The following is a 21,686-nucleotide window of genomic DNA, read 5'->3' as shown; positions in this document are numbered from 1 at the left end:
GTCAGCTCCTCCGGCCGGTGATCTCCCACGCCCCCCCCCACCCAGACCCCCGCCCCCCGCGGCCGGGGGCGCCGCCCGCCCCCCCCCCCCCCCCGGCCGAGGGGCCCGCCTGACCCGGGCCCCTCGTCCGGCGAAGGGGCCCGGGCCGGAGCTCGGGCCCCTTCCCCATCGGCCGCGCCGCTCAGCGGCTCTCGCGCCACTCCGACACGACACGCTCGACGTCGAAGGGCATCAGGTTGAGCGGCGGCCCCGGCAGGCCCCTCCTGATCGCGTCGCGGATCTTCTCGTTGACCTCTTCGAGCAGTTGCCGCACCTCGGTCTCGGACCTGGCCCCGCGGGCCTGCCGCAGCACCTCCTCGGCCTCCTTGCGCAGCGCCAGCGTCGGGGGCAGCGGCAGGGACAGCCCCTCGCTCTCCAGCTTCTGCTTGATCCACCACATCTCGTCGTGCGGCCGGTCGAGGCCGGGCAGCGGCTTGCCCGCGCCGGGCAGGTCGTCGAACTCCCCGCGCTCGGTCGCCTCGCGGATCTGCCTGTCGACCCAGCTCTCGAACGGCATGCCCACCGGCTTGCGATCGGTCACGGACGCGGCTCCTCTCACGCCAGATTGTGGCTCGGCGCGACCGGCGTCCGCCAGCCGAGCACGGCCTCGGTCATGCGCACGGACGCGACCGTCGCGGCCACGTCGTGCACCCGCAGAATCCGGGCGCCCTTGAGGATGGAGACGACGTTCGCGGCGATCGTCCCCTCCTTGCGCTCGCCCTGCGGGCGGTCGATGGTCTCGCCGATGAAGTCCTTGTTCGACAGCGCGACCAGGGTGGGGTAGCCGATCGCGGTGATCTCCTCCAGCCGCCGCGTCAGCTCCAGGGAGTGGAAGGTGTTCTTGTTCAGGTCGTGGCCCGGGTCGATGATGATCCGGTCGGGGGCGATGCCGGCCTTGAGCGCGAAGGCGACCCGTTCGCGCAGGAAGCCGGCGACCTCGCCGACGACGTCGTCGTAGCTCGGGCGGAAGACCCTCCTGCCGGGGCCGCCGAGGCTGTGGGTGACGATCACGCCGGCGCCGGTCTCGGCCGCGACCTCGGCCAGGCCGGGCTCGCGCAGGCCGTTGGTGTCGTTGATGACGTCGGCGCCGGCCGCAAGAGCCGCCCTGGCGACCTCGGGACGGTGGGTGTCGACCGAGATGACGGCGTCGGTCGCGGCCCTGACCTCGGCGATCACCGGGGCCACGCGATTGATCTCCTCCTCGACGCCGATCGCGGCCTGGGCCGCGCTGAAGGCGAACCCGCCGATGTCCACCCAGTCGGCCCCCTCCTCGACGGCCCGCACGCAGGCCGCGACCGCGCGGTCGAGCTCGTACGTGCTCCCCTGGTCGTGGAAGGAGTTGGGGGTGCGGTTGACGATGGCCATGATGGCGACCTGGCGCTGGAAATCGAACTCCCGCCGCCCGATGCGGCGGACCGGAGAGATGATCTCGGGGGGAATGTTTCCGCCGCTCACGTAGTGGCCCCTTCCGTCTCCTGCCGAGCCTACCCGGGGCCGCGGCGGGGCAGTCGGGCGCGCCCGCGCTCAGCCCTGGAAGTGCCCGGACGGCCCGCCGCTCCCGGTGACCCTGATCCGCTTCATGGTCCGCGGGAGGGCGGGCGCGTGCGGCAGGCGCATGGTGAGCCGGACCGTGGTGCCGTCCGGCCCGGTACGGAAGTCGGCCAGGTCGCACAACCGCCGGATCAGGTAGATCCCGCGGCCGGTGCAGGTGAGGTCGGCCGGCCGGACGGCGCCGTCGAGGTACGCCTGCGGGATGCCCGCCCCCTGGTCCGCCGTCTCCGAGCGGATGACCCCGTCGACCGTCCACAACGTCAGATGTCCGCGTCCGCCCGCGTGCTCCACGGCGTTGACCACGCTCTCGTGCACGGCCAGGACGAAGTCCTCCAGCCGGCCGTCGCGCAGCCCGCTGTTCTCGGCCTGCTCGGCGACCGCGCGGCGCAGCTTGGTGACGTCGTGGAGGGTGAAGAGCTGGGTCAGCAGAAGGGCCATGGCGCTCCTTCGTGTCGTCACGACACGCAGGCCACGCCTCTGGACCTTGCGTAGAGACCGGTCCCCTTCCCCGGTCCGGCGCCGTTACACCCCCGGATCAGGGACGGCCGCCGGCTCCCGTGGCCAGTTCCTTGGCCCGGCCCACCGGACCGCCGTCGGGCCTGAGCGGCGGGGTCTCCATGCCGGCGCCGTCGTGCAGGCCGTCCAGCAGCTCGCGCATGGCGTCCCAGGAGGAGCGCCGCGGCCGCCAGCCCAGGACGTCCCTGGCCCGGTCGGTCTTCATGACGGGGATGCGCAGGGCCAGTTCGAGCAGCCCCGGCGAGGCGGGCACCAGCCGCAAGTGCCAGCCGGCCGACATCAGCGTCCTGGCCAGCCAGGGCGTGACCGGCATCGTCCGGGTGCCGAGGAGCTTGGCCAGGTCGGCGGGGTCGAGCACGGGCTCGGCGGCCAGGTTGAAGGCCCCCGACACCGTCCTGGTCACGGCCAGCCGGTACGCCTCGGCGGCGTCGTCGGCGTGCAGGACCTGAAGCCGCAGTCCGGGCACGTCGGGCACGAACGGGATGCGGCCGGGCCGGAAGAGCCCGCGCGGCAGGAACGGCCCGGCGAACAGGCGGCGCTGCTCGCTGGCCGCCGCCCGCTGGAAGATGAACCCCGGTCGCATCCGCACCACGCGGATCGCCGGATGGTCGTGCTCGAAGACGTCGAGCACCCGCTCGACGTACGCCTTCTCCCGGCCGTACGCGGCGCCCGGCCAGCCGTGCGTGGGCCAGCTCTCGTCCACCGGCCGGTCCTTGGGGCCCGGCGAGTACGCCCCGACCGAGGACGCGTGGACCAGCGCCGGCACCCCGGCCTCGGCCGCCGCGCGGAACACCCGCATGCTGCCCAGCACGTTCGCCCGCCAGGTGACGGCCGGGTCCCTGGTGGGCTGGAACAGCCACGCGAGGTGCACGACGGCGTCGGCGCCGTCGAAGATGCGCGAGAGGTCGCCGGTGGCGACGTCGGCCTGCCGCCACTCGGTGCGGTCGATGCGCCATCCCGGCAGGCGGCGGGCGACGCCCACGATCGACGTCACGTTGTCATCCGCCGCGAGCGCGCGTACGACGCTCGTGCCGACGTTGCCGGTAGCCCCGACCACCACGACTCTCATGCATGCACCGCTGCCCGTGCTCCGGACGGCGAAACCCCTGCTCAGGGCTGCAACAGGATCTTTATCGCGCCATTCGCCTTCTTCTGGAACATCTCATACGCCTGCGGCGCCTCGTCCAGCCGCATGCGGTGGGTGGTGAGGTCCATGACGCCGAGCGGGTCGGAGTCGTCGGTGACCAGCGGCATGAGCCGGTTGATCCACCGCCGCACGTGGGCCTGGCCCATGCGCAGCGTGACGCCCTTGTCGAACATGCGCAACATCGGCATCGGGTCGGTCATGCCCCCGTAGACGCCGATGACGGAGATGACGCCGCCGCGGCGGACCGTGTCGATGGCCTGGTTGAGCGCGGCCAGCCGGTCGACGCCCGCGTGGGACATCAGCGGCGCGGCCACCGCGTCCGGCAGCAGCCCGGTGAGCGTCTGGGCGATCTTGGCGGCCGGGGAGCCGTGGGCCTCCATGCCGACGGCGTCGATCACCGAGTCGGTGCCGCGGCCCGAGGTGAGCTCGCGGATCGCCCCGGGCACGTCGGAGGTCTCGCTCCCGTCCACGACTTCGATGCCGTGGCGGCGGGCCATCTCCAGGCGTTCGGTGACGCCGTCCACGCCGATCACGCGGGCGCCGAGGTGGCGGGCGATGCGGGCGCACATCTGGCCGATGGGGCCCAGGCCGAAGACGGCGACGCTGCCGCCGTCCGGGATCTGCGCGAAGTCGACGGCCTGCCAGGCGGTCGGCAGCACGTCGGACAGGAACACGAAGCGCTCGTCCGGCGGGCCCTCGGGGACCTTGATCGGGCCGAACTGGGCCTCGGGCACGCGCAGGTACTCGGCCTGGCCGCCGGGCACCTGGCCGTACAGCCTGGTGTAACCGAACAGCGCGGCGCCCATGCCCTGCTCCTTGACCTGCGTGGTCTCGCACTGCGCGTACAGTTCCAGGCCGCACATGTGGCAGTGGCCGCAGGAGATGTTGAACGGGATGACGACGCGGTCGCCGGGCCTGATGTCGGTGACGGCCGCCCCGACGGCCTCGACGACGCCCATGGGCTCGTGGCCCAGGATGTCGCCCTCGGCCATGAACGGGCCGAGCACTTCGTACAGGTGGAGGTCCGAGCCGCAGATGCCGGTGCTGGTCACTCGGATCACCGCGTCGTTGGGCTCCTTGATGGCCGGGTCGGGGACCTCCTCGACCCGTACGTCGCGCTTGCCGTGCCAGGTGACGGCCTTCATGACGCCTCCAGATGGGATTCGGACGGCATAAATGCCGCATACCCCCACATAGCGCCCCAAACGATTTCCCCCATAACACCGTGATAGGGGTCTTTTGGGACGACCACTCCTCGTATTCGGACCCGTACCGTGCAGACACCCCCCTGTACGCGAGGAGACATGCACATGCTCCCCAGGAAGACCGTGACGGCGGGCATCGCGCTCGCGGTCACCATGATCAGCGTCCCCGCCCTGGCCTTCGCCGCCAAGGGCGCCACCGCACAGGACGACACCCCCTACGCCATCGCCCAGGCCAACGCCCAGGCCGTCGCCGACCCCCCTCAGGGCCTGGTCGACGCCATGAGCAGGGACCTCGGCATCACCGGTCAGCAGGCCGAGGCCCGCCTGGTCAACGAGTCCGCGGCGGCCGGTCTCGAACCCACCCTGCGCGCCCGGTTAGGCGCCTCCTACGCCGGCTCCTGGGTGACCGGCCCCACCTCCACCCCGGTCACCGCCACCACCGACAGCTCGCAGGTGGCCGCCATCGCCGCGGCCGGCGTGCAGGCCCGCGTGGTCACCCGCTCGCTGAGCAGCCTCGACCAGGTCAAGGCCAAGCTCGACGGCGCGTCGGCCAAGGCCCCGAAGACCGCCCCCGTCTGGTACGTGGACGTCGTCAACAACACCGTCGTCGTCCTCAGCTCCAACCCCGCCAAGGCCGCCGCCTGGGTGAAGGCCAGCGGCGTGGACGCCTCCGCCGTCCAGGTCGTGCGCTCGGCCGAGAAGCCCACGCTCTTCTACGACGTCCGCGGCGGCGACGCCTACTACATCGGCTCCGGGACGCGCTGCTCGGTCGGCTTCTCGGTGACCAAGGCCGGCTCGCAGGGCGGCTTCGTCAGCGCCGGCCACTGCGGCACCGCCGGGTCCAGCACGTCCGGTTCCAACCGGGTCGCCATGGGCACCTTCCGCGGCTCGTCCTTCCCGGGCAACGACTACTCCTGGGTCGAGGTCAACGGCCAGTGGACCCCGACCGGCGTGGTGTACGGCTACAGCGCCGGCATCCTGCCCGTACGCGGCTCGACCGTGGCCCAGGTGGGCTCGGCCGTCTGCCGCGCCGGATCGACCACCGGTTACCACTGCGGCTCGGTCCAGCAGCTCAACGCCAGCGTCACCTACCAGGAGGGCACCGTCTCCGGCGTGACGCGGACCAACGTCTGCGCCGAGCCCGGCGACTCCGGCGGCTCGTTCATCTCCGGCGACCAGGCCCAGGGCGTGACCTCGGGCGGCTCGGGCAACTGCAGCTCGGGCGGCACGACGTACTTCCAGCCGGTCAACGAGATCCTGTCCGCCTACGGCCTGACCCTCGCCACCCAGGGCGGCGGCCCCGGCCCGACCAGCACGCCGACCGTCACGACCACCGTCCCGGGCGGCACGTGGGCCGCGGGCACGACGTACGCCGCCGGCGCGACGGTGACGTACGGCGGCTCGTCGTACCGCTGCCTCCAGGGGCACACCGCTCAGCCGGGCTGGGAGCCGCCGAACGTGCCGGCTCTGTGGCAGCGCGTCTGACCCACTAGACGTCCAGGCGGAGATACCCCCTCACGACCTGGACCGCGCGGCCGGGCTATGTCCCACTCCTCCGTCAGGGACATCGCCCGGCCGATGCGTTCCCCACGCCCGTCAGGACGCCTCTCCGGCCAGCCGCAGGGCCTCCTCGACCAGCGTCTCCACGATCCGCGACTCGGGGACGGTCCTGACCACCTCGCCCCTGACGAAGATCTGGCCCTTGCCGTTGCCCGAGGCCACGCCCAGGTCCGCCTCCCTGGCCTCGCCCGGCCCGTTGACCACGCAGCCCATCACCGCCACCCGCAGCGGGTGGGGGAAGCCGTCGAGGGCCGCGGTCACCCGTTCGGCCAGCCCGTACACGTCGACCTGGGCCCGCCCGCACGACGGGCAGGAGACGATCTCCAGCCTCCGCCGCCGCAGCCCCAGCGACTCCAGGATCCCGATGCCGACCTTGACCTCCTCCACCGGAGGCGCGGACAGCGAGACCCGGATCGTGTCGCCGATGCCCTCGTCGAGCAGGATCCCGAACGCCACCGCCGACTTGATCGTGCCCTGCATGAGCGGCCCGGCCTCGGTGACGCCGAGGTGCAGCGGGTAGTCGCAGCTACGGGCCAGCATCCGGTAGGCCGCCGTCATCACCTGCGGGTCGTGGTGCTTGACGGAGATCTTGATGTCGCGGAAGCCGTGCTCCTCGAACAGCGAGCACTCCCACAGCGCCGACTCCACCAGCGCGGCCGGTGTGGCCCTGCCGTGCTTGGCCAGCAGCCGGGGGTCGAGCGAGCCGGCGTTGACCCCGATGCGGATGGACACCCCCGCGTCGGACGCGGCCCGCGCGATCTCACCTACCTTGTCATCAAATTTCCTGATGTTGCCTGGATTGACCCGGACGGCCGCGCACCCCGCCTCGATGGCGGCGAAGACGTAACGCGGCTGGAAGTGGATGTCGGCGACGACCGGGATCTGCGACTTGCGCGCCAGGGCCGGCAGCGCGTCGGCGTCCTCCTGCGTCGGCACGGCGACGCGGACGATCTGGCAGCCCGCCGCCGTCAGCTCGGCGATCTGCCGCAACGTGGCGTCGACGTCGGCCGTCACCGTCGTCGTCATCGACTGCACCGAGACGGGCGCGTCGCCCCCCACCGGCACGGACCCCACCATGACCTGCCTGGACGCCCTGCGCGCCCGATGACGCACCGGCAGTCCGAGATCTACAGCGGCCACCTGTCCAACTCCCTTCTGACGGCGTGCGCGATGCCCTGGCCGGTGAGCCCGGCCTCGGCGAGCAACCCGGCCCGGCTCCCGTGCGCGACGAACTCGCGCGGCAGGCCGAGGTTGACGATGTGCTGCCCGGGCCCGCACTCCTGCCGGAGCAGGGCGCCGGCCCCACAGGCGGCCAGACCGTCCTCGACGGTCACCACCAGCCGGGCGGCCGCGGCGAGCCCGCGCAGACCGGCAGAAACCGGGATGACCCAGCGCGGATCGGCCACGGTCACGCCGATCCCGGCGGCCGACAACATGGCCGCCGCGCCCAGGCACGGCCCGGCCATCGGCCCGACCGCCACCAGCAGCACGTCCTGGCCGCCCGCGAAGAGCACGTCGACATCGCCGACGCGCCCCGCGCGCGGGATCTCGGGACCGGCGGCCGCCTTGGGGAAGCGCAGCGCGGTGGGCCCGGGGTGCTCGACCGCCTCCTCCAGCAGCTCGCACAGCCGCCGGGCGTCGCGCGGCGCGGCCACCCGCATGCCGGGCGCCGTCGCCAGCGCCGCGAGGTCCCACATGCCGTGGTGGCTGGGCCCGTCGGGGCCGGTGAGGCCGGCCCGGTCGAGCACGAGCGTCACCGGCAGCCGGTGCAGCGCGACGTCCATCAGCACCTGGTCGAAGGCGCGCCCCAGGAACGTCGCGTAGAGGGCGACCACCGGGTGCAGGCCCGCCATGGCCATGCCCGCCGCCGAGGCCAGGGCCTGCTGCTCGGCGATGCCGACGTCGAACATGCGGCCGGGGAAGCGCCGCCCGAAGCAGGCCAGCCCGGTCGGCCCCGGCATGGCGGCGGTGACGGCCACCAGGTCGTCGCGGCGCTCGCCGAGCACGCACAGGTGGCGGGCGAACGCGTCCGTCCAGGTGGCGGCGCCGGCGCCGAGGGGACGGCCGGTGGCCGGATCGGTGGCCGGGATCGCGTGCAGGTGCTCGTCGTGGTCCTGCTCGGCGGGGTCGTAGCCGCGGCCCTTGCGGGTGACGCAGTGGAGCACGACGGGGGCCCGCAGCTCGCGGGCGGCGCGCATGGCCGCTTCGAGGGCGGCGATGTCGTGGCCGTCGACCGGGCCGAGGTAACGCAGGCCGAGCTGCTCGAAGACGGTCACGTCGGCGGCCGTGCGCAGGCGGGCCAGATGGTCGGCGATGCCGCCGTGGGTCGGGGCGTAGGAGCGGCCGTTGTCGTTGAGCACGACGACGACCGGCCGGTGGCGGGCCACGCCCAGGTTGTTGAGCGCCTCCCAGGCCATGCCGCCGGTGAGCGCGCCGTCTCCGACCACGGCGACCACCGCCCGGTCCGCGTCGCCGGCCAGCAGGCGCGCCTTGGCCAGGCCGTCGGCGTAGGCGAGCGCGGCGGAGGCGTGGGAGTTGTCGACGTGGTCGTGGACGGACTCCTCCCGGCTCGGGTAGCCGCTGAGGCCGCCGCGGCAGCGCAGCGCGTCGAAGGAGTCGCGCCGCCCGGTGAGGATCTTGTGGACGTACGCCTGGTGCCCGGTGTCGAAGACGATGGCGTCGCCGGGCGAGTCGAACACGCGGTGCAGGGCGATCGTGAGCTCGACGACGCCGAGGTTGGAGCCCAGGTGCCCGCCACGCGCGCTCACCTTGTCGACCAGGAAGTCGCGGATCTCGCGGGCCAGGCCGGGCAGCAGCTCGGCGGGCAGGGCGCGCAGGTCTTGGGGAGTGGAAACGTACGGCAACAGGCTCGTCATGACATCCCCTGACGGTGTTGCAGGTGAGCCAAAAAGATAGTTGAAAGGCCCAAGACACTTTACACGCTCTGTATTCAAGTAGTAACTATTGGTAGCGCGCGTCCCGACAAGAAGGAGCCGAGCGGATGCCGGTGAGCTTCACGCAGCACTACCTCGGATCGCGGATCGAGCGACGCCTCGCCGACTTCCTTGAGACCTGGCGGGCGCCCGTCTCCGATCCCGACGTGCAGACGGCCTACCGGTTGCTGACCGAGTTCATCCTCGGCGGCGGCAAGCGCATCCGTCCCCTGCTGTGCTACTGGGGCTGGCGGGGCGCGGGCGGCGCCGACTGCGACGAGATCGTCAGCGCCGCGGCGGCCCTGGAGCTGTGCCACGCCGGGCTGCTCATCCACGACGACATCATGGACGGCAGCGAGCTGCGCCGGGGCCGGGCGACGATCCACCGGAACCTCGCCGACCTCCACGACGGCCCGTCCGCGCAGGCGTTCGGGCACGCGGGCGGCATCCTGCTCGGCACGCTCAGCCTGGCCTGGTCCGACACCCTGTTGTCGTCGTGCGGCGTCGATCCCGTACGCCTGCGCGCCGCCCACCACCTCTTCGACGCCATGCGCACCGAGGTCATCAGCGGCCAGTACCTCGACATCCTCGCCCAGCTCCGCGCCGGCGCGAGCGTGACGGAGGCCCTGACGGTGATCCGCTACAAGACGGCCAAGTACACCGTCGAGCGGCCGCTGCAGATCGGCGGCGCCCTGGCCGGCGCCTCCGCCGAGCTGCTGGAGTCCTTCTCCCGGTTCGGCGTGCCGCTCGGCGAGGCGTTCCAGCTCCGCGACGACGTGCTGGGCACGTTCGGCTCCGTGGCCGAGACCGGCAAGTCCGCGCTCGACGACCTGCGCGAGGGCAAGCACACGGTGATGATCGCGCACGCCGTGGCGCACGCCTCGCCCGCGCAGCTCGACTACCTGCGCGCCTGGCACGGCAACCCGGGCCTCACCGAGGAGCAGGCCGCCGGGCTGCGCACCATCCTCATCGACACGGGCGCGCTCGACCAGGTCGAGTCGATGATCGACGAACGCGTGGGCGAGGCCACGGCCGCCCTGGCACGGGCGCCGATCGGGCCCGAGGCCGGCAGCGCGCTGTCCGTCCTGGCCGACCAGCTCGCGCACCGTACCAAGTAGGGGGCTTTCCGATGGGACGCGTACTGCTCGCGGCCCCGCGCGGTTACTGCGCGGGCGTCGAACGGGCGATCATCTCCGTGGAGGAGGCGCTCCGGCGCTTCGGGCCACCGGTCTACGTGCGCAAGCAGATCGTGCACAACACGTTCGTGGTGGCCGATCTCAGCAGCCGCGGCGCGGTCTTCGTCGACGAGCTCGACGAGGTGCCGGACGGCGCGCTGGTGATCTTCTCCGCCCACGGCGTCTCCCCCGCGGTCCGCCGGGAGGCCGGGCGCCGCGGCCTGCGCACGATCGACGCCACCTGCCCCCTGGTCACCAAGGTGCACAAGGAGGCGGTACGGCTGGCCGAGGCCGGCCACGAGATCGTGCTCATCGGCCACGCCGAGCACGAGGAGGTCGAGGGCACGGTCGGCGAGGCGCCCGGCCGCATCCACGTCGTCGACCCGGCCAGGACCCACGAGGTCACCGCGAACGGCGCGGCGCGCATGAGCTGGCTGTCGCAGACCACCCTCTCGGTCGACGAGACCATGGGCGCCGTCGCCGAGCTGCGCGACCGGTTCCCCCACCTGGCCGACCCGCCGAGCGACGACATCTGCTACGCCAGCCAGAACCGCCAGGAGGCGATCACCCGGATCGCCCCCGAGTGCGACCTGGTCATCGTCGTCGGCTCGGCCAACTCCTCCAACTCCCAGCGGCTGGTCGAGGTCGCGCGGCACGCCGGTGCCCCCGCCGCCCACCTGGTCGACCGCGCCGCCGACGCCGATCCCCGGTGGCTCGGCGGCGTGCGGACGGTCGGGGTCAGCTCCGGCGCTTCCGTGCCGGACGTGCTGGTCGACGACCTGCTCGACTGGCTCGCCGGCCACGGCTTCACCGACGTCGAGACCGTGACCGTGACCGAGGAGACGCTCACCTTCTCCCTCCCCCTGGAACTCCGTTCCTCCCGCAACCCCGGCTAGACCCCACACCGAGATTGGCGGTGCACCATGACAGAAACCACCGACTCCAGCGCGCCCGTGAACGGCAACGGACAGCTCAGCCTCAGTACCGAGGCCGCCAAACAGCTCGCGACCACGACCAAGACGCCACCGCAGATGCAGGAGATCACCTCCAGGTGGCTGCTGCGGCTGCTGCCGTGGGTGCAGTGCTCCGGTGGCGTGTTCCGGGTCAACAGGCGCCTGACGTACACGCTCGGCGACGGGCGCATCACGTTCTCCACGACCGGCTCCGACGTGCGGGTCATCCCGGCCGAGCTGACCGAGCTGCCCATGCTGCGCGGCTTCGACGACATGGAGGTGCTGGAAGCGCTGGCCGACCGCTTCCAGCAGCGCGAGATCGAGCCGGGCGAGGCCATCGTCAGGGAGGACGACCCGGCCGACCAGCTCGTGCTGATCGCCCACGGCCGGGTCGGCAAGGTCGGGCAGGGCGCCTACGGCGACGAGCAGAACCTCGGCGTCCTGGCCGACGGCGACCACCTCGGCGAGCAGGCGCTGGTCGGCGGCGGCACGTACGACTTCACCGCCACGGCCAAGACGCACACCACCGTGCTCACCCTGTCCAGGCAGACCTTCGAGCAGCTCGCCGAGCAGTCGCCGGCGCTGCGCGAGCACCTCCAGAACTGGCGCGCCTCCGGCGACCACGCCCAGAACGCCTACGGCGAGGCCGCGATCGACATGTCCTCGGGCCACTCCGGCGAGGTCGCGCTGCCCGGCACGTTCGTGGACTACGAGCAGTCGCCCCGCGAGTACGAGCTGAGCGTCGCCCAGACCGTCCTGCGGGTGCACAGCCGGGTCTCCGACCTGTACAACCAGCCGATGAGCCAGCTCGACCAGCAGCTCCGCCTCACGATCGAGGCCCTGCGCGAGCGGCAGGAGCACGAGCTGATCAACAACCGGGAGTTCGGCCTGCTGCACAACGCCGACTTCAGCCAGCGCATCCGCACCCGTTCCGGCCCTCCCACGCCCGACGACCTCGACGACCTGCTGGCCGTGGTGTGGAAGGAGCCGGCCTTCTTCCTCGCGCACCCGCAGGCCATCGCCGCGTTCGGCAGGGAGTGCAGCAAGCGCGGCCTCTACCCGCAGGCCAGCGAGGTCAACGGCCACCGCATCCCGGCCTGGCGGGGTGTGCCGATCTTCCCGTGCAGCAAGATCCCGGTCACGGGCAAGCGCACCACGTCGTTCCTGCTCATGCGTACGGGCCAGGAGAACCAGGGGGTCGTCGGCCTGCACCAGACCGGCATCCCCGACGAGTACCAGCCCAGCCTCTCGGTGCGCTTCATGAACATCAACGAGAAGGCGATCATCTCCTACCTGGTCAGCGCCTACTACTCGGCCGCCGTCCTGGTGCCCGACGCGCTCGGCGTCCTGGAGGACGTCGAGCTCGGCAGGAACGGCTAGCAGCCCCTTTCGTCCGTCCGGTCCAAGAATTGGTGGTGGTTGAGTTGACGGAGTCGGATCAGCGGCTGAGCCTGGATACCGCCGCGGCGCGGAAGCTCGCCACGACGACCAAGACGCCTCCGCAGATGCAGGAGATCTCCTCCCGCTGGCTGCTGCGGATGCTCCCGTGGGTGGACACCGCCGGCACCTACCGGGTGAACCGGCGGCTCACCTACGTGGTCGGCGGTGGCCGCGTGAGCTTCTCGCGCACCGGCGCCCGGGTACGGGTGGTGCCCCCGAGCCTGACCGAGCTGCCGCCGCTCCACGGGCTCGACGACGACCGCCTGCTCGACACCCTCGCGGGGCTGTTCGAGCAGCGGGAGTACGCCCGCGGCGACACGATCGCACGGGCCGGACGGCCGGCTGACGAGATCATCCTGGTCGCCGACGGCCGGGTCACCAGGTACCAGCCGGGCGACTACGGCAACCGCTTGGTGCTCGGCGCCCTCGGCGAGGGCGACCACACCGGCACCGAGCCGCCGGGCGAACGGGCCGTACGGCACGACACGCTGGAGGCCGGCACCAGGTGCACGGTGCTGGCCCTGCCGTGGGGGGAACTGCGCGCGCTGGCCGAGAGCGCGCCCGCCCTGCTCGAACAGCTCGAACGCCACCGCGCCCGGCGGGCCGCCCCCCAGACCAAGCACGGTGAGGCGGCCATCGACCTGGCGGCCGGCCATCGGGGCGAGCACACCCTGCCGGGCACGTTCGTGGACTACGACCCGGGGCCGCGCGAGTACGAGCTGAACGTCTCGCAGACCGTGCTGCGCGTGCACACCCGGGTCGCGGACCTGTTCAGCGACCCGATGGACCAGACCGAGCAGCAGCTCAGGCTCACCGTGCAGGCGGTGCGCGAGTCGCAGGAGCGCGAGCTGGTCAACAACCGCGACTTCGGCCTGCTGCACAACGTCGACCCGAGCCAGCGCATCCGCACGCTGTCCGGGCCGCCCACCCCCGATGACCTCGACGACCTGGTCAGCCGGAGGAAGAAGTCCCGGTTCTTTCTCGCCCATCCGCGGGCCATCGCGGCCTTCGGCCGGCAGTGCAGCGCCAGGGGCGTCTATCCCGACACCGCCGAGATCGAGGGTGTCCCCGTGCAGTCGTGGCGGGGGGTGCCCATCCTGCCGTGTGACAAGATCCCGATCAGCCGGGCGGGCACCACGTCGATCCTGTGCATGCGCACCGGCGAGAAGGACCAGGGCGTCGTGGGCCTGTTCCAGACCGGCGTCCCCGACGAGCGGGAGCCGGGGCTCAGCGTGAAGCTCACCGGCATCGACCGGAAGGCGGTCATGTCGTACCTGGTCAGCGCCTACTACTCGTGCGCGGTCCTGGTGCCCGACGCGCTCGGGGTGCTGGAAGACGTGGAGGTCGCGAGCTGATGGCACACCCGTTCGAGCTGCCCGAGTTCTACATGCCGTATCCGGCGCGGCTCAACCCGAACCTGGAGGAGGCCCGTACGCACGCCAAGCAGTGGGCGCGCGACATGGGCATGCTGGAGGGATCGGGCGTCTGGGAGGAGGCCGACCTCGACGGCCACGACTACTCGCTGATGTGCGCCTACACCCATCCCGATTGCGACGGCACCGAGCTGTGCCTGATCACCGACTGGTACGTCTGGGTGTTCTTCTTCGACGACCACTTCCTCGACGTCTTCAAGCGCACCGGCGACCTCCGGGGCGGCAAGCGGCACCTCGACCGGCTGCCCGCGTTCATGCCGATGGGCGATGACCTGTCCATGCCGGAGCCGGTCAACCCGGTCGAGGCGGGGCTGGCCGACCTGTGGCGGCGTACGGTGCCGGGCATGTCGGCCGACTGGCGGCGGCGGTTCGCCGAGAGCACCCGCCACCTGCTCAACGAGTCGATCTGGGAGTTGTCCAACATCAACGAGGGCCGGATCGCCAACCCGGTCGAGTACATCGAGATGCGCCGCAAGGTGGGCGGCGCGCCCTGGTCGGCGGGGCTGGTCGAGCACGCGGTGCGGGCCGAGATCCCCGCGCGGCTGGCCGGCACCAGGCCGCTGCGGGTGCTGAAGGACAGCTTCTCCGACGCCGTGCACCTGCGCAACGATCTGTTCTCCTACGAGCGTGAGGTCAGGGACGAGGGCGAACTGAGCAACGGCGTGCTGGTGCTGGAGACGTTCCTCGGGTGCACGACGCAGGAGGCCGCCGACGCCGTCAACGACCTGCTCACCTCGCGCATGCAGCAGTTCGAGCACACCGCGCTGGGCGAGCTGGGCCCGCTCTTCGTCGAGCACGCCGTCGACCCGTTGTCGGCGGTGGGCGTGCTGGCCTACGTCAAGGGGTTGCAGGACTGGCAGTCGGGCGGGCACGAGTGGCACCTGCGGTCGAGCCGCTACATGAACGAGGGCGCGACGACGGCCCGGCCGCTCGGCATGAAGTCGCTGATCAGCGGCACCGGGGCCAAGCGGCTGCGCAACTTCGCCCACGCCGGGCGGCAGCCGGTCGGCCCCTCGCGCATTCCCGAGCTGTACATGCCCTTCGAGCTGCGCCTCTCCCCCCACCTCGACCGGGCCCGGCGGCACGCGGCGGCCTGGTGCGCGTCCATGGGCCTGCTGGAGGCCCAGCCGGGCGTCGCGGGCTCGGCGGTCTGGGACGCCGACAAGCTGGCCGACTACGACCTGCCGCTGTGCGCCGCGGGCCTGCATCCCGACGCCACCCCCGAGGAACTGGACCTGGCCTCCGCCTGGTTGTGCTGGGGCACCTACGGCGACGACTACTTCCCCGTCGTCTTCGGCCGGTCGGGCAACCTGGCGGCGGCCAAGGTCGCGGTGTCCAGGCTCTCGGCGTTCATGCCGCTGGACGGCACGCCCGTGCCGCCGCCCGTGAGCGCGCTCGAACGCGGCCTGGCCGACGTGTGGGCCCGTACGGCGGGGCCGATGCCGCCCGCGGCCCGCGCGCGGCTGCGCCTGTCGGTCGTGACGATGTGCGAAGGCTGGCTCTGGGAGCTGGGCAACGAGGTGGCCGGGCACATCCCCGACCCGGTGGACTACCTGGAGATGCGCCGGCTCACCTTCGGCTCGGAGCTGACGATGAGCCTGTGCCGGCTGCGGCACGCGCACACGCTGCCCGAGGCGCTGTACGAGAGCGGCCCGATGCGGGCGCTGGAGAACGCGGTCATGGACTGCGGAATGTTGATGAACGACATCTTCTCGTACCAGAAGGAGATCGAGTTCGAGGGCGAGGTGCACAACTGCGTCCTGGTGGTCCAGAGCTTCTTCGACTGCGACTACCCGGCGGCGCTGGGCATCGTCAACGACCTGCTGACCTCGCGGATGAAGCAGTTCCAGCACATCGCCGCGCACGAACTGCCGGTCCTGTGCGACGACCTCGGGCTCGACTGCGCGGCGAGGGGGGTGCTCGACGCGTATCTGGCCGACTGCCGCCACTGGCTGAGCGGCATACTCAACTGGCATCGCGGTTGTTTCCGCTACGACGAGCCGTCCCTGCGGCGGCACCACCGGCCGCCGGTCTTCCGGCTGTCGGGTCCCCACGGGCTGGGCACGTCGGCGGCGACCCTGCTCTACAGCGGCGTCTACAGCGGCACGTCGTACGGGCGCGGGGCGTAGAACCAGCCCATCATGCGCAGCAGCCGCCGCACGTGCGGCGTGACGTTGTGCAGGCGGATCCACCGCTCGTCCGGGGGCAGCGCGGGCAGCGCCAGCACCCGCAGCCCGGACAGGTCGATGAAGGTCAGTTCACCGGTGTCGACGTCGATGTACGTGCTGCCCCCGCGCGAGTCGGACAGCGTGCTGGCGAGCGCGGGGCTGTTGGTGACGTCGATCTCCCCCGCCAGGGCGACGGCCGGGGCGCCGGCGGCGACCCGCAGCGTGATGCTGAGCTGCCCGTCCTGATAGAGCAGCCGCTCTTCGAGATCGTTCACGACGTGCGCACCCCCCAACAGCTATGGACCAGGGGGTTGCCGGTGGGATGACCGTCAGGGTTCCTCCCGGCCGTCCTGGCCGCCCTGAGGAGGTCACGGCGCCTTTCGCCGCGCTGACGATTAACCCGAAACCAGGTTACACGAATTATGTTTCACTATGGGATGTTCAGGCAAAAATGACCGAATTGCAGCCCAATGATGAAGGGCCGTCTCCGGGCCTGATCTCCGGTCTCTGAACTCCGCTCTCGGGTCTTCGCGGACGAACGAGGCCGGCCCAGCACGCAGGGCTGGGCCGGCCTCGGACCGTCCTCGCGGCGGGGCTCGCCCGCGTCCCGTCGCGGCCGATCCGGCGGCGTTCCGGCAAGGTGCCGCCACGAGGGGTCGTGGCTGTCGGAACGCCTTCAGGTCAGCCTGACGGGCGCACGGACGGGCCGCCGCCGATCAGTGGTTGCTCAGTTGTTGTCGCCGTAGTGGCTCTGGGCGTCCAGGATGTTGAGCTCGATGTCCTGGAGGTGCAGGGCGGTGAGGACGTCGACGTACTTGACGGAGTCGTTGAGGACGTCGTTGGCCAGCGTCAGGTCGTCCAGGATGGACAGCTGGCTCAGGATGGCCTTGCCGCTGTTGTAGGCGTTGGGGCCGACGTCGGCCGAGGCGCTCGTGGTCGTGAACCCGAACAGCGCGCCGGCGATGGCTGCACCGGTGAGAATGCGACGCATCATTTTTACTTCCCTTTCATCGGAATCGGCGCAGCGGTGCGCGTCATCATTTATTACCCGCCTCCCGAGTGGCAGGAATTTCGCGAATAACGATCTCGTGGGATCACGGTGGCCCGCAAGGGGAATATGCTAAGCCAAAGTCAAGTACCCGCACTTATTCCTTTGGCCGTCGATCGGGAGAAAGTCGTCCCGAAATGCCCGGAAATATCGTGACTCGTCGGATGCGGCGGGCTGTTTTATCCCCATACTCCCGGAGAAGGTAATCGGAAGAAGTCGCTTGAAACGCCGTGCTGTAACGGTGGCATGGCCTGTCACGCGGGGGTGCCTAATATGCCATGAACGGACTACTGCGGTTGCTGGCAATAGCATTGGCGCACATCAGCGTGTGCGTTTTTCATTCGTTTCCCGCGTATGGCGCCGCCGGATGCCATCCGCACGGGTGCCGCGCGCAGGCCGTGGCCGTCCGGTCGGCGGCGGGCTCGATCGCGCTGAGGGCGGCGGTGGAGATGATCGGCGTCCCGTACACGTGGGGCGGCGGCGGACCGGGCGGTCCCGGCTTCGGGATCGGAAAAGGGGCCAAGACCTGGGGGTTCGACTGCTCGGGTCTCACCGAGTACGCCTGGGCGCGAGCCGGCGTGGCCATCGGGACGACGACGTACGAGCAGTGGAGGTCCGGGATCCGGATAGCGCGGGAGGAGATCCAGCCCGGGGACCTGGTGTTCTACGACAGTGACGCCGACACCCCGGGTCCTGAGCACGTGGCGCTCGCGGTGGACGGCACCCAGATCGTGCACGCGCCCTTCAGCGGCGAATCCGTACGGTTCGACGCGCTGGAGCGGCCGCACTTCCTGGGCGTCGTACGCCCGAGCCCGGGTCGTTCCGACGCCTAGGCCGGGTCCGCCGGCTCGGCGCGGGTACGAACGAGCCCCGCGGCCCAGGTCGTCCTGCAGTGATCGACCCGGGCCGCGAGGCGTTCAGAGCTCGGTGCGCACCAAGCCCGTGCCGTGGCCTCGCGAAATGCCACGGCGCGTACTTTCGGTCCACCTCAAGGCACCAGGAAGCCGACCTTGGCCGGGCGGCTCGGCGGCATTGTCCGCGAGACGCCGATCGTCTTCCTGCCTACGCCATGTGAGGAGGCTCAGTTGTTGTCGCCGTAGTCGTCCTGGTTGTTGAGGACGTTGGCCTCGATGTCGTTCAGGTGCAGCAGGGTGAGGATGTCGATGTACTTGATGGAGTCGTTGGCGACATCGTTCAGCGCCGTCAGGTCGTCGAGAATGCTCAGCTGGCTAAGGATGCTCTGCCCGTTGTTGTACGGGTTGGGGCCGACGTCGGCGGACGCGGCGGAGACGGAGAAGCCGAGAGCGGTGACCGCGATAGCTGCACCGGCCAGAATGCGACGGATCATGTTTGCTTTCCTCCATGGATCGGCGCCGAATTTGTGCGCCATGGTCGTTTGTGCAGGGCTGTGAGGTGCCGCAAATAACCATCGCGGCAGGCAGCGAAAATCGCAACCTGGATTGGCCTAACGAAGGTCAAGGGGACGCCTCGATTTCTTGGGGATCGGTTTCCGCGCTCATCGACCGGGGACTGCATATATCCCGGCCCCGCTGCCCGGCGAACGGGATTCTTTTGGCCTTCCGGCGGCGAGGTTGGGGCGTTCGTGCACTGCCGTTTAGGCAACGATCACCCGAAACTTGATGAACGGCCTACGCCGAACGGCGTACCTGGGGCGCCATCCATGGGCGGACGTTCGGGGCGAACAAAGGGGTGACGGCGGGGCCTGAGTTCGGCGAATCCGGAGATCGGACGAGTGCAATGCGGACGGATATCCGCAAGACCGTCGTGGTTATCCATGCGGTCGCCTCGGTGGCGATGCTCCGACCAGCCATTGGAGGGTGTTCCGCCATTACTGGACGACGGTCGAGCCGGTTTCCCCGGCGGCCGCGCTCCGCGCGGGCACGTTCCCGTTCGGCCCCGGGGAATGGCGACGGCCCGCCTCCTCCCCCGGGCCCGGAGAGCGGAACCGGCCCGGAGCCGAAGAGCAGAGCGGGGAGGTCAGGCGTCGGTGAGGTGGGTGAGGGCGGCGGTGAGGTGGTGGAGGGCGGTCAGGGCGTCGCGGGTGGCGTCGAGGCCGAGCACCTCCACCAGGCGGGCGGCGAAGTCGCGGTGGCCCGGGACGATTCCGGCGATCGCCTCGCGGCCCGCGTCCGTCGGCTGGAGCAGCTTGGCGCGGCGGTGGGCGGGGTTGGGCCGGTATTCGGCGAGGCCCCTCTCCACCAGCAGGTCCGCGATCCGCTGCACCCCTTGCCGGGTCATGCCCATCACCCGCGCGATCCCCGCCACGGGCAGCGGCTCCCCCAGGACGGCGCCCAGCACCTGCCACCAGGCCGCGGTCATCCCCGCCGGCTTGGCCAGCTCCTCGGCCACGTGCAGGAACTGGCCGTTGAGCCGGAACGACGCCAGCGCCAGCCCGGACAACAGCTCAGCCGCCACATCCCCACCAGGCACGTCCGCGTGGTTGCCGGGGTCGGGGGTGGTGCTCGGGGTCATGCGGCCATCAGCACCTCGAACGCCGAGGCGTCGCTCTTGCCGAACAGGCGGTACCAGGCGTCGAGGACGTCGGGGCGGTAGATGTCGAGCCGGCGGAAGATCTCCCTGGCGAAGGCGGCGGGCTCGGTGGGCCCGGCGGTGACCAGGTCGCCGTCGAGGACGGCGTCCGCCTCCCGGTAGCGCCCGGCCCCGGCGTACCCCTGCTGGGCCATCAGGTACGGCGGCGCCGCGCTGGTGTGGTCGCGGTCGTCGAGCAGGCCCTCGCGGGCGAGGCCGGCGGTGGCGCCGCAGATGGCCGCCATCGGCACGCCCGCCTCCAGGAACTCGCGGGCCTTACGGGCGAACGGCGCCAGCTCGTCCCCCGCGTCCCAGAGGTCGGCCCCCGGCAGGATGAGCAGCGAGCTGCCCTCGGGCGTGAGCCGGTCGAGCGCGAGGCCGGGCGTGACCCGCAGGCCGCCCATGCTGACGACGGGCTCGGCGGTCAGGCCGACGTTGACGACCTCGTACGCCCCCGGCTCACGCTGGAAGCGCCCGCTGCGCAGATGGGCGGTCGCGTGCCCGGTCTCCCAGTCGGCGAAGGTGTCGTAGACGGCGTGGTGAATGATTCCCTTCATGACAACACACTGTCATTTCGACAGCATGTTGTCAACAGAGAACCGTGGGAGGATAGGCGCCATGGCACAGATCGTCGGCGGAGGACGGCCGGTCAACGACGCCGAACGGCGCGTGATCTCCTACTTGCGCGACCACGCCCCCGCCGACTGGCTGCTGCTGCACAACGTCGAGGTCCCCCGCGGCGACGACGTGTTCGAGGTCGACCTGCTCGTGCTGACCGGCCACTCGCTCGTGGTCGTCGACGTCAAGGGCACCCGCGGGCGCATCGAGGTGTCGGGCACCCGCTGGTACCCGCCGCGCAGGGAGGCGTTCGGCTCGCCGGTGACCAAGCTGCGGGGCACGGCCAAGGCGCTCAAGGGCCTGCTGGTGTCCAGGGCCACCCAGCTCGAACGCGTCTACGTCGACAGCCTGGTCGTGCTCACCTCGCCCGACGCCGAGCTGGTCGACCAGGCCGGCCGCGACGCGCCCAACGTCACCGACCTGCCCGGCCTGGTCGCCACGCTGGGCGACGTCTCACGGGTCAGGCGGGGGTGCAGCCCCGACGCGCGCCCCTACCTGACGGCGGTGCTCGACGCGCTCAACCAGACCGTGCGCCGCAGCACCGCGCCGCCCAGGTTCGGCAACTGGGAGGTCGAGGAGCAGCTCGGCGGCGACGCCAAGATCACCGAGTACCGCGCGTTCAACGCCACCCTGCCGGGCAGCGAGACCGTGCTGCTGCGGGTCTACCAGGCCGACCCGCTGGCCGACCACGAGGCGCGGGCCGCCGAGCGCCAGCGCATCGCCAACGCCTACCAGTCGCTCGCCCGCATCCCGCCCCACCCGTGCGTCGTGCGCTCGCGCGACTTCTTCGCCATCGACGACGAGAGCCGGTTCGTGCTGGTGCTCGACGACGTCCACGGGGAGGCGCTGCACCTGTCGCTGGGCAAGGGGGCCAGGCTGGGCGTGATCCAGGACCTGCTGCGCGGGCTCGCGCACGCGCACGCCAACGGCGTCGTCCACCGGGCGCTCACGCCCGGGTGCGTGCTGGTCACCGACGACGGGCACGCGGTGCTGACCGGGTTCGACTACGCCAAGCCGGGGCCGCGCAACTACACGGTCGCCCACGAGCTGGGCAACGTGCTCGACGCCCATTACGTGGCGCCCGAGTGCCAGGAGCGTCCCGACCGGATGACCACCGCGTCCGACGTCTACGCGGCGGGGGCCATCGCCTACCAGCTGCTCACCGGGGAACTCCCGACCAGCGCCGACGCCCACGGTCCCGACGTGCCCGACGTGGTGCGCCGGATGCTCGACCACGCTCCCGCCAAGCGGCCGAGCGCGGCCGAGGCGCTCGACGCGCTCCAAGGCGTGCCGTTGCAGCAGTCGCGGCTGCGGCGGCTGGTCCGCCGGCTGGTCTCCGGCCCGTGACCC

The 21,686-nt window shown here is 71.4% G+C and carries 20 protein-coding genes; 8 read left to right on the top strand and 12 right to left on the bottom strand.

Features of this window, described 5'->3' with window-relative positions:
- Positions 1–181: 181 nt before the first annotated feature.
- The 5 genes from ABZ815_RS26525 to ABZ815_RS26505 form a co-directional block, all read right to left on the bottom strand.
- A complete protein-coding gene (locus tag ABZ815_RS26525) occupies positions 182–580 on the bottom strand; it encodes a DUF1992 domain-containing protein (protein ID WP_357702375.1) in 399 nt (132 codons plus the stop codon).
- Between the two features lie 14 nt (positions 581–594).
- Positions 595–1,494 (bottom strand): dihydropteroate synthase, encoded by a 900-nt coding sequence (gene folP / locus ABZ815_RS26520; RefSeq protein WP_357702373.1) that lies wholly within the window; start codon positions 1,492–1,494, stop codon positions 595–597.
- Positions 1,495–1,563: 69 nt separating this feature from the next.
- A complete protein-coding gene (locus ABZ815_RS26515; RefSeq protein WP_357702371.1) occupies positions 1,564–2,028 on the bottom strand; it encodes an ATP-binding protein in 465 nt (154 codons plus the stop codon).
- Between the two features lie 97 nt (positions 2,029–2,125).
- Entirely contained in the window at positions 2,126–3,175 is a 1,050-nt protein-coding gene (locus ABZ815_RS26510) for an NAD-dependent epimerase/dehydratase family protein (protein ID WP_357702369.1), read from the bottom strand.
- Positions 3,176–3,216: 41 nt separating this feature from the next.
- On the bottom strand, positions 3,217–4,398 hold the full coding sequence (locus ABZ815_RS26505) for a zinc-dependent alcohol dehydrogenase (protein ID WP_357702367.1): 1,182 nt from the start codon (positions 4,396–4,398) through the stop codon (positions 3,217–3,219).
- Between the two features lie 165 nt (positions 4,399–4,563).
- Between ABZ815_RS26505 and ABZ815_RS26500 the strand changes: the two genes are divergently transcribed.
- A complete protein-coding gene (locus ABZ815_RS26500; protein WP_357702366.1) occupies positions 4,564–5,943 on the top strand; it encodes a carbohydrate-binding protein in 1,380 nt (459 codons plus the stop codon).
- Positions 5,944–6,054: 111 nt separating this feature from the next.
- On the opposite strand, the gene ispG is transcribed toward ABZ815_RS26500, so the two are convergent.
- Both ispG and ABZ815_RS26490 read right to left on the bottom strand, forming a co-directional pair.
- Complete coding sequence (ispG, locus tag ABZ815_RS26495; RefSeq protein ID WP_357702364.1) at positions 6,055–7,158, bottom strand: flavodoxin-dependent (E)-4-hydroxy-3-methylbut-2-enyl-diphosphate synthase; 1,104 nt, start codon at positions 7,156–7,158, stop codon at positions 6,055–6,057.
- Complete coding sequence (locus ABZ815_RS26490; RefSeq protein WP_357702362.1) at positions 7,146–8,894, bottom strand: 1-deoxy-D-xylulose-5-phosphate synthase; 1,749 nt, start codon at positions 8,892–8,894, stop codon at positions 7,146–7,148. Before ABZ815_RS26490 ends, ispG begins: the two co-directional genes overlap by 13 nt.
- Positions 8,895–9,025: 131 nt before the next feature.
- Here ABZ815_RS26490 and ABZ815_RS26485 point away from each other — a divergent pair, with 131 nt between their 5' ends.
- From ABZ815_RS26485 to ABZ815_RS26465, 5 genes are read left to right on the top strand one after another with little or no spacing between them, the layout of a single operon-like run.
- On the top strand, positions 9,026–10,069 hold the full coding sequence (locus ABZ815_RS26485) for a polyprenyl synthetase family protein (RefSeq protein ID WP_357702360.1): 1,044 nt from the start codon (positions 9,026–9,028) through the stop codon (positions 10,067–10,069).
- Positions 10,070–10,080: 11 nt separating this feature from the next.
- A complete protein-coding gene (locus ABZ815_RS26480; RefSeq protein ID WP_357702358.1) occupies positions 10,081–11,022 on the top strand; it encodes a 4-hydroxy-3-methylbut-2-enyl diphosphate reductase in 942 nt (313 codons plus the stop codon).
- A gap of 27 nt (positions 11,023–11,049) precedes the next feature.
- A complete protein-coding gene (locus ABZ815_RS26475) occupies positions 11,050–12,459 on the top strand; it encodes a family 2B encapsulin nanocompartment shell protein (RefSeq protein WP_357702356.1) in 1,410 nt (469 codons plus the stop codon).
- Positions 12,460–12,503: 44 nt separating this feature from the next.
- Positions 12,504–13,874 carry a family 2B encapsulin nanocompartment shell protein gene (locus tag ABZ815_RS26470; RefSeq protein WP_357702381.1) on the top strand — a complete coding sequence of 457 codons (1,371 nt, stop codon included), beginning with the start codon at positions 12,504–12,506 and terminating at the stop codon, positions 13,872–13,874.
- Positions 13,874–16,081, top strand: coding sequence for a terpene synthase family protein (locus ABZ815_RS26465; RefSeq protein ID WP_357702354.1), 2,208 nt, complete (start codon positions 13,874–13,876; stop codon positions 16,079–16,081). Before ABZ815_RS26470 ends, ABZ815_RS26465 begins: the two co-directional genes overlap by 1 nt.
- Here the strand turns inward: ABZ815_RS26465 and ABZ815_RS26460 are convergent.
- Entirely contained in the window at positions 16,048–16,395 is a 348-nt protein-coding gene (locus ABZ815_RS26460; protein ID WP_357702352.1) for an STAS domain-containing protein, read from the bottom strand. The genes ABZ815_RS26465 and ABZ815_RS26460 overlap by 34 nt on opposite strands.
- A gap of 452 nt (positions 16,396–16,847) precedes the next feature.
- Complete coding sequence (locus tag ABZ815_RS26455) at positions 16,848–17,114, bottom strand: hypothetical protein (RefSeq protein WP_357702350.1); 267 nt, start codon at positions 17,112–17,114, stop codon at positions 16,848–16,850.
- Between the two features lie 452 nt (positions 17,115–17,566).
- On the opposite strand from ABZ815_RS26455, the gene ABZ815_RS26450 reads away from it, so the two are divergent.
- The gene (locus ABZ815_RS26450) at positions 17,567–18,001 is read left to right on the top strand and encodes an NlpC/P60 family protein (protein WP_357702348.1); all 435 of its coding nucleotides are present in this window, start codon (positions 17,567–17,569) and stop codon (positions 17,999–18,001) included.
- Positions 18,002–18,249: 248 nt separating this feature from the next.
- Here the strand turns inward: ABZ815_RS26450 and ABZ815_RS26445 are convergent, their stop codons facing one another.
- The 3 genes from ABZ815_RS26445 to ABZ815_RS26435 form a co-directional block, all read right to left on the bottom strand.
- Complete coding sequence (locus ABZ815_RS26445; protein WP_357702346.1) at positions 18,250–18,516, bottom strand: hypothetical protein; 267 nt, start codon at positions 18,514–18,516, stop codon at positions 18,250–18,252.
- A gap of 650 nt (positions 18,517–19,166) precedes the next feature.
- Positions 19,167–19,661 carry a MarR family winged helix-turn-helix transcriptional regulator gene (locus ABZ815_RS26440; RefSeq protein WP_357702344.1) on the bottom strand — a complete coding sequence of 165 codons (495 nt, stop codon included), beginning with the start codon at positions 19,659–19,661 and terminating at the stop codon, positions 19,167–19,169.
- The gene (locus ABZ815_RS26435) at positions 19,658–20,275 is read right to left on the bottom strand and encodes a DJ-1/PfpI family protein (RefSeq protein ID WP_357702342.1); all 618 of its coding nucleotides are present in this window, start codon (positions 20,273–20,275) and stop codon (positions 19,658–19,660) included. The genes ABZ815_RS26440 and ABZ815_RS26435 overlap by 4 nt, the downstream gene beginning before the upstream one ends.
- A 61-nt stretch (positions 20,276–20,336) precedes the next feature.
- On the opposite strand from ABZ815_RS26435, the gene ABZ815_RS26430 reads away from it, so the two are divergent.
- Entirely contained in the window at positions 20,337–21,683 is a 1,347-nt protein-coding gene (locus ABZ815_RS26430; protein WP_357702340.1) for an NERD domain-containing protein, read from the top strand.
- Positions 21,684–21,686: the final 3 nt, after the last annotated feature.

The sequence above is a fragment of the Nonomuraea sp. NPDC047529 genome (assembly GCF_040642995.1).
In the GTDB taxonomy this organism is placed as follows: Bacteria; Actinomycetota; Actinomycetes; order Streptosporangiales; family Streptosporangiaceae; genus Nonomuraea.
The sequence above is the reverse complement of the archived record's forward strand: the minus strand, read 5'-3'. Positions and strand labels throughout refer to the sequence as shown.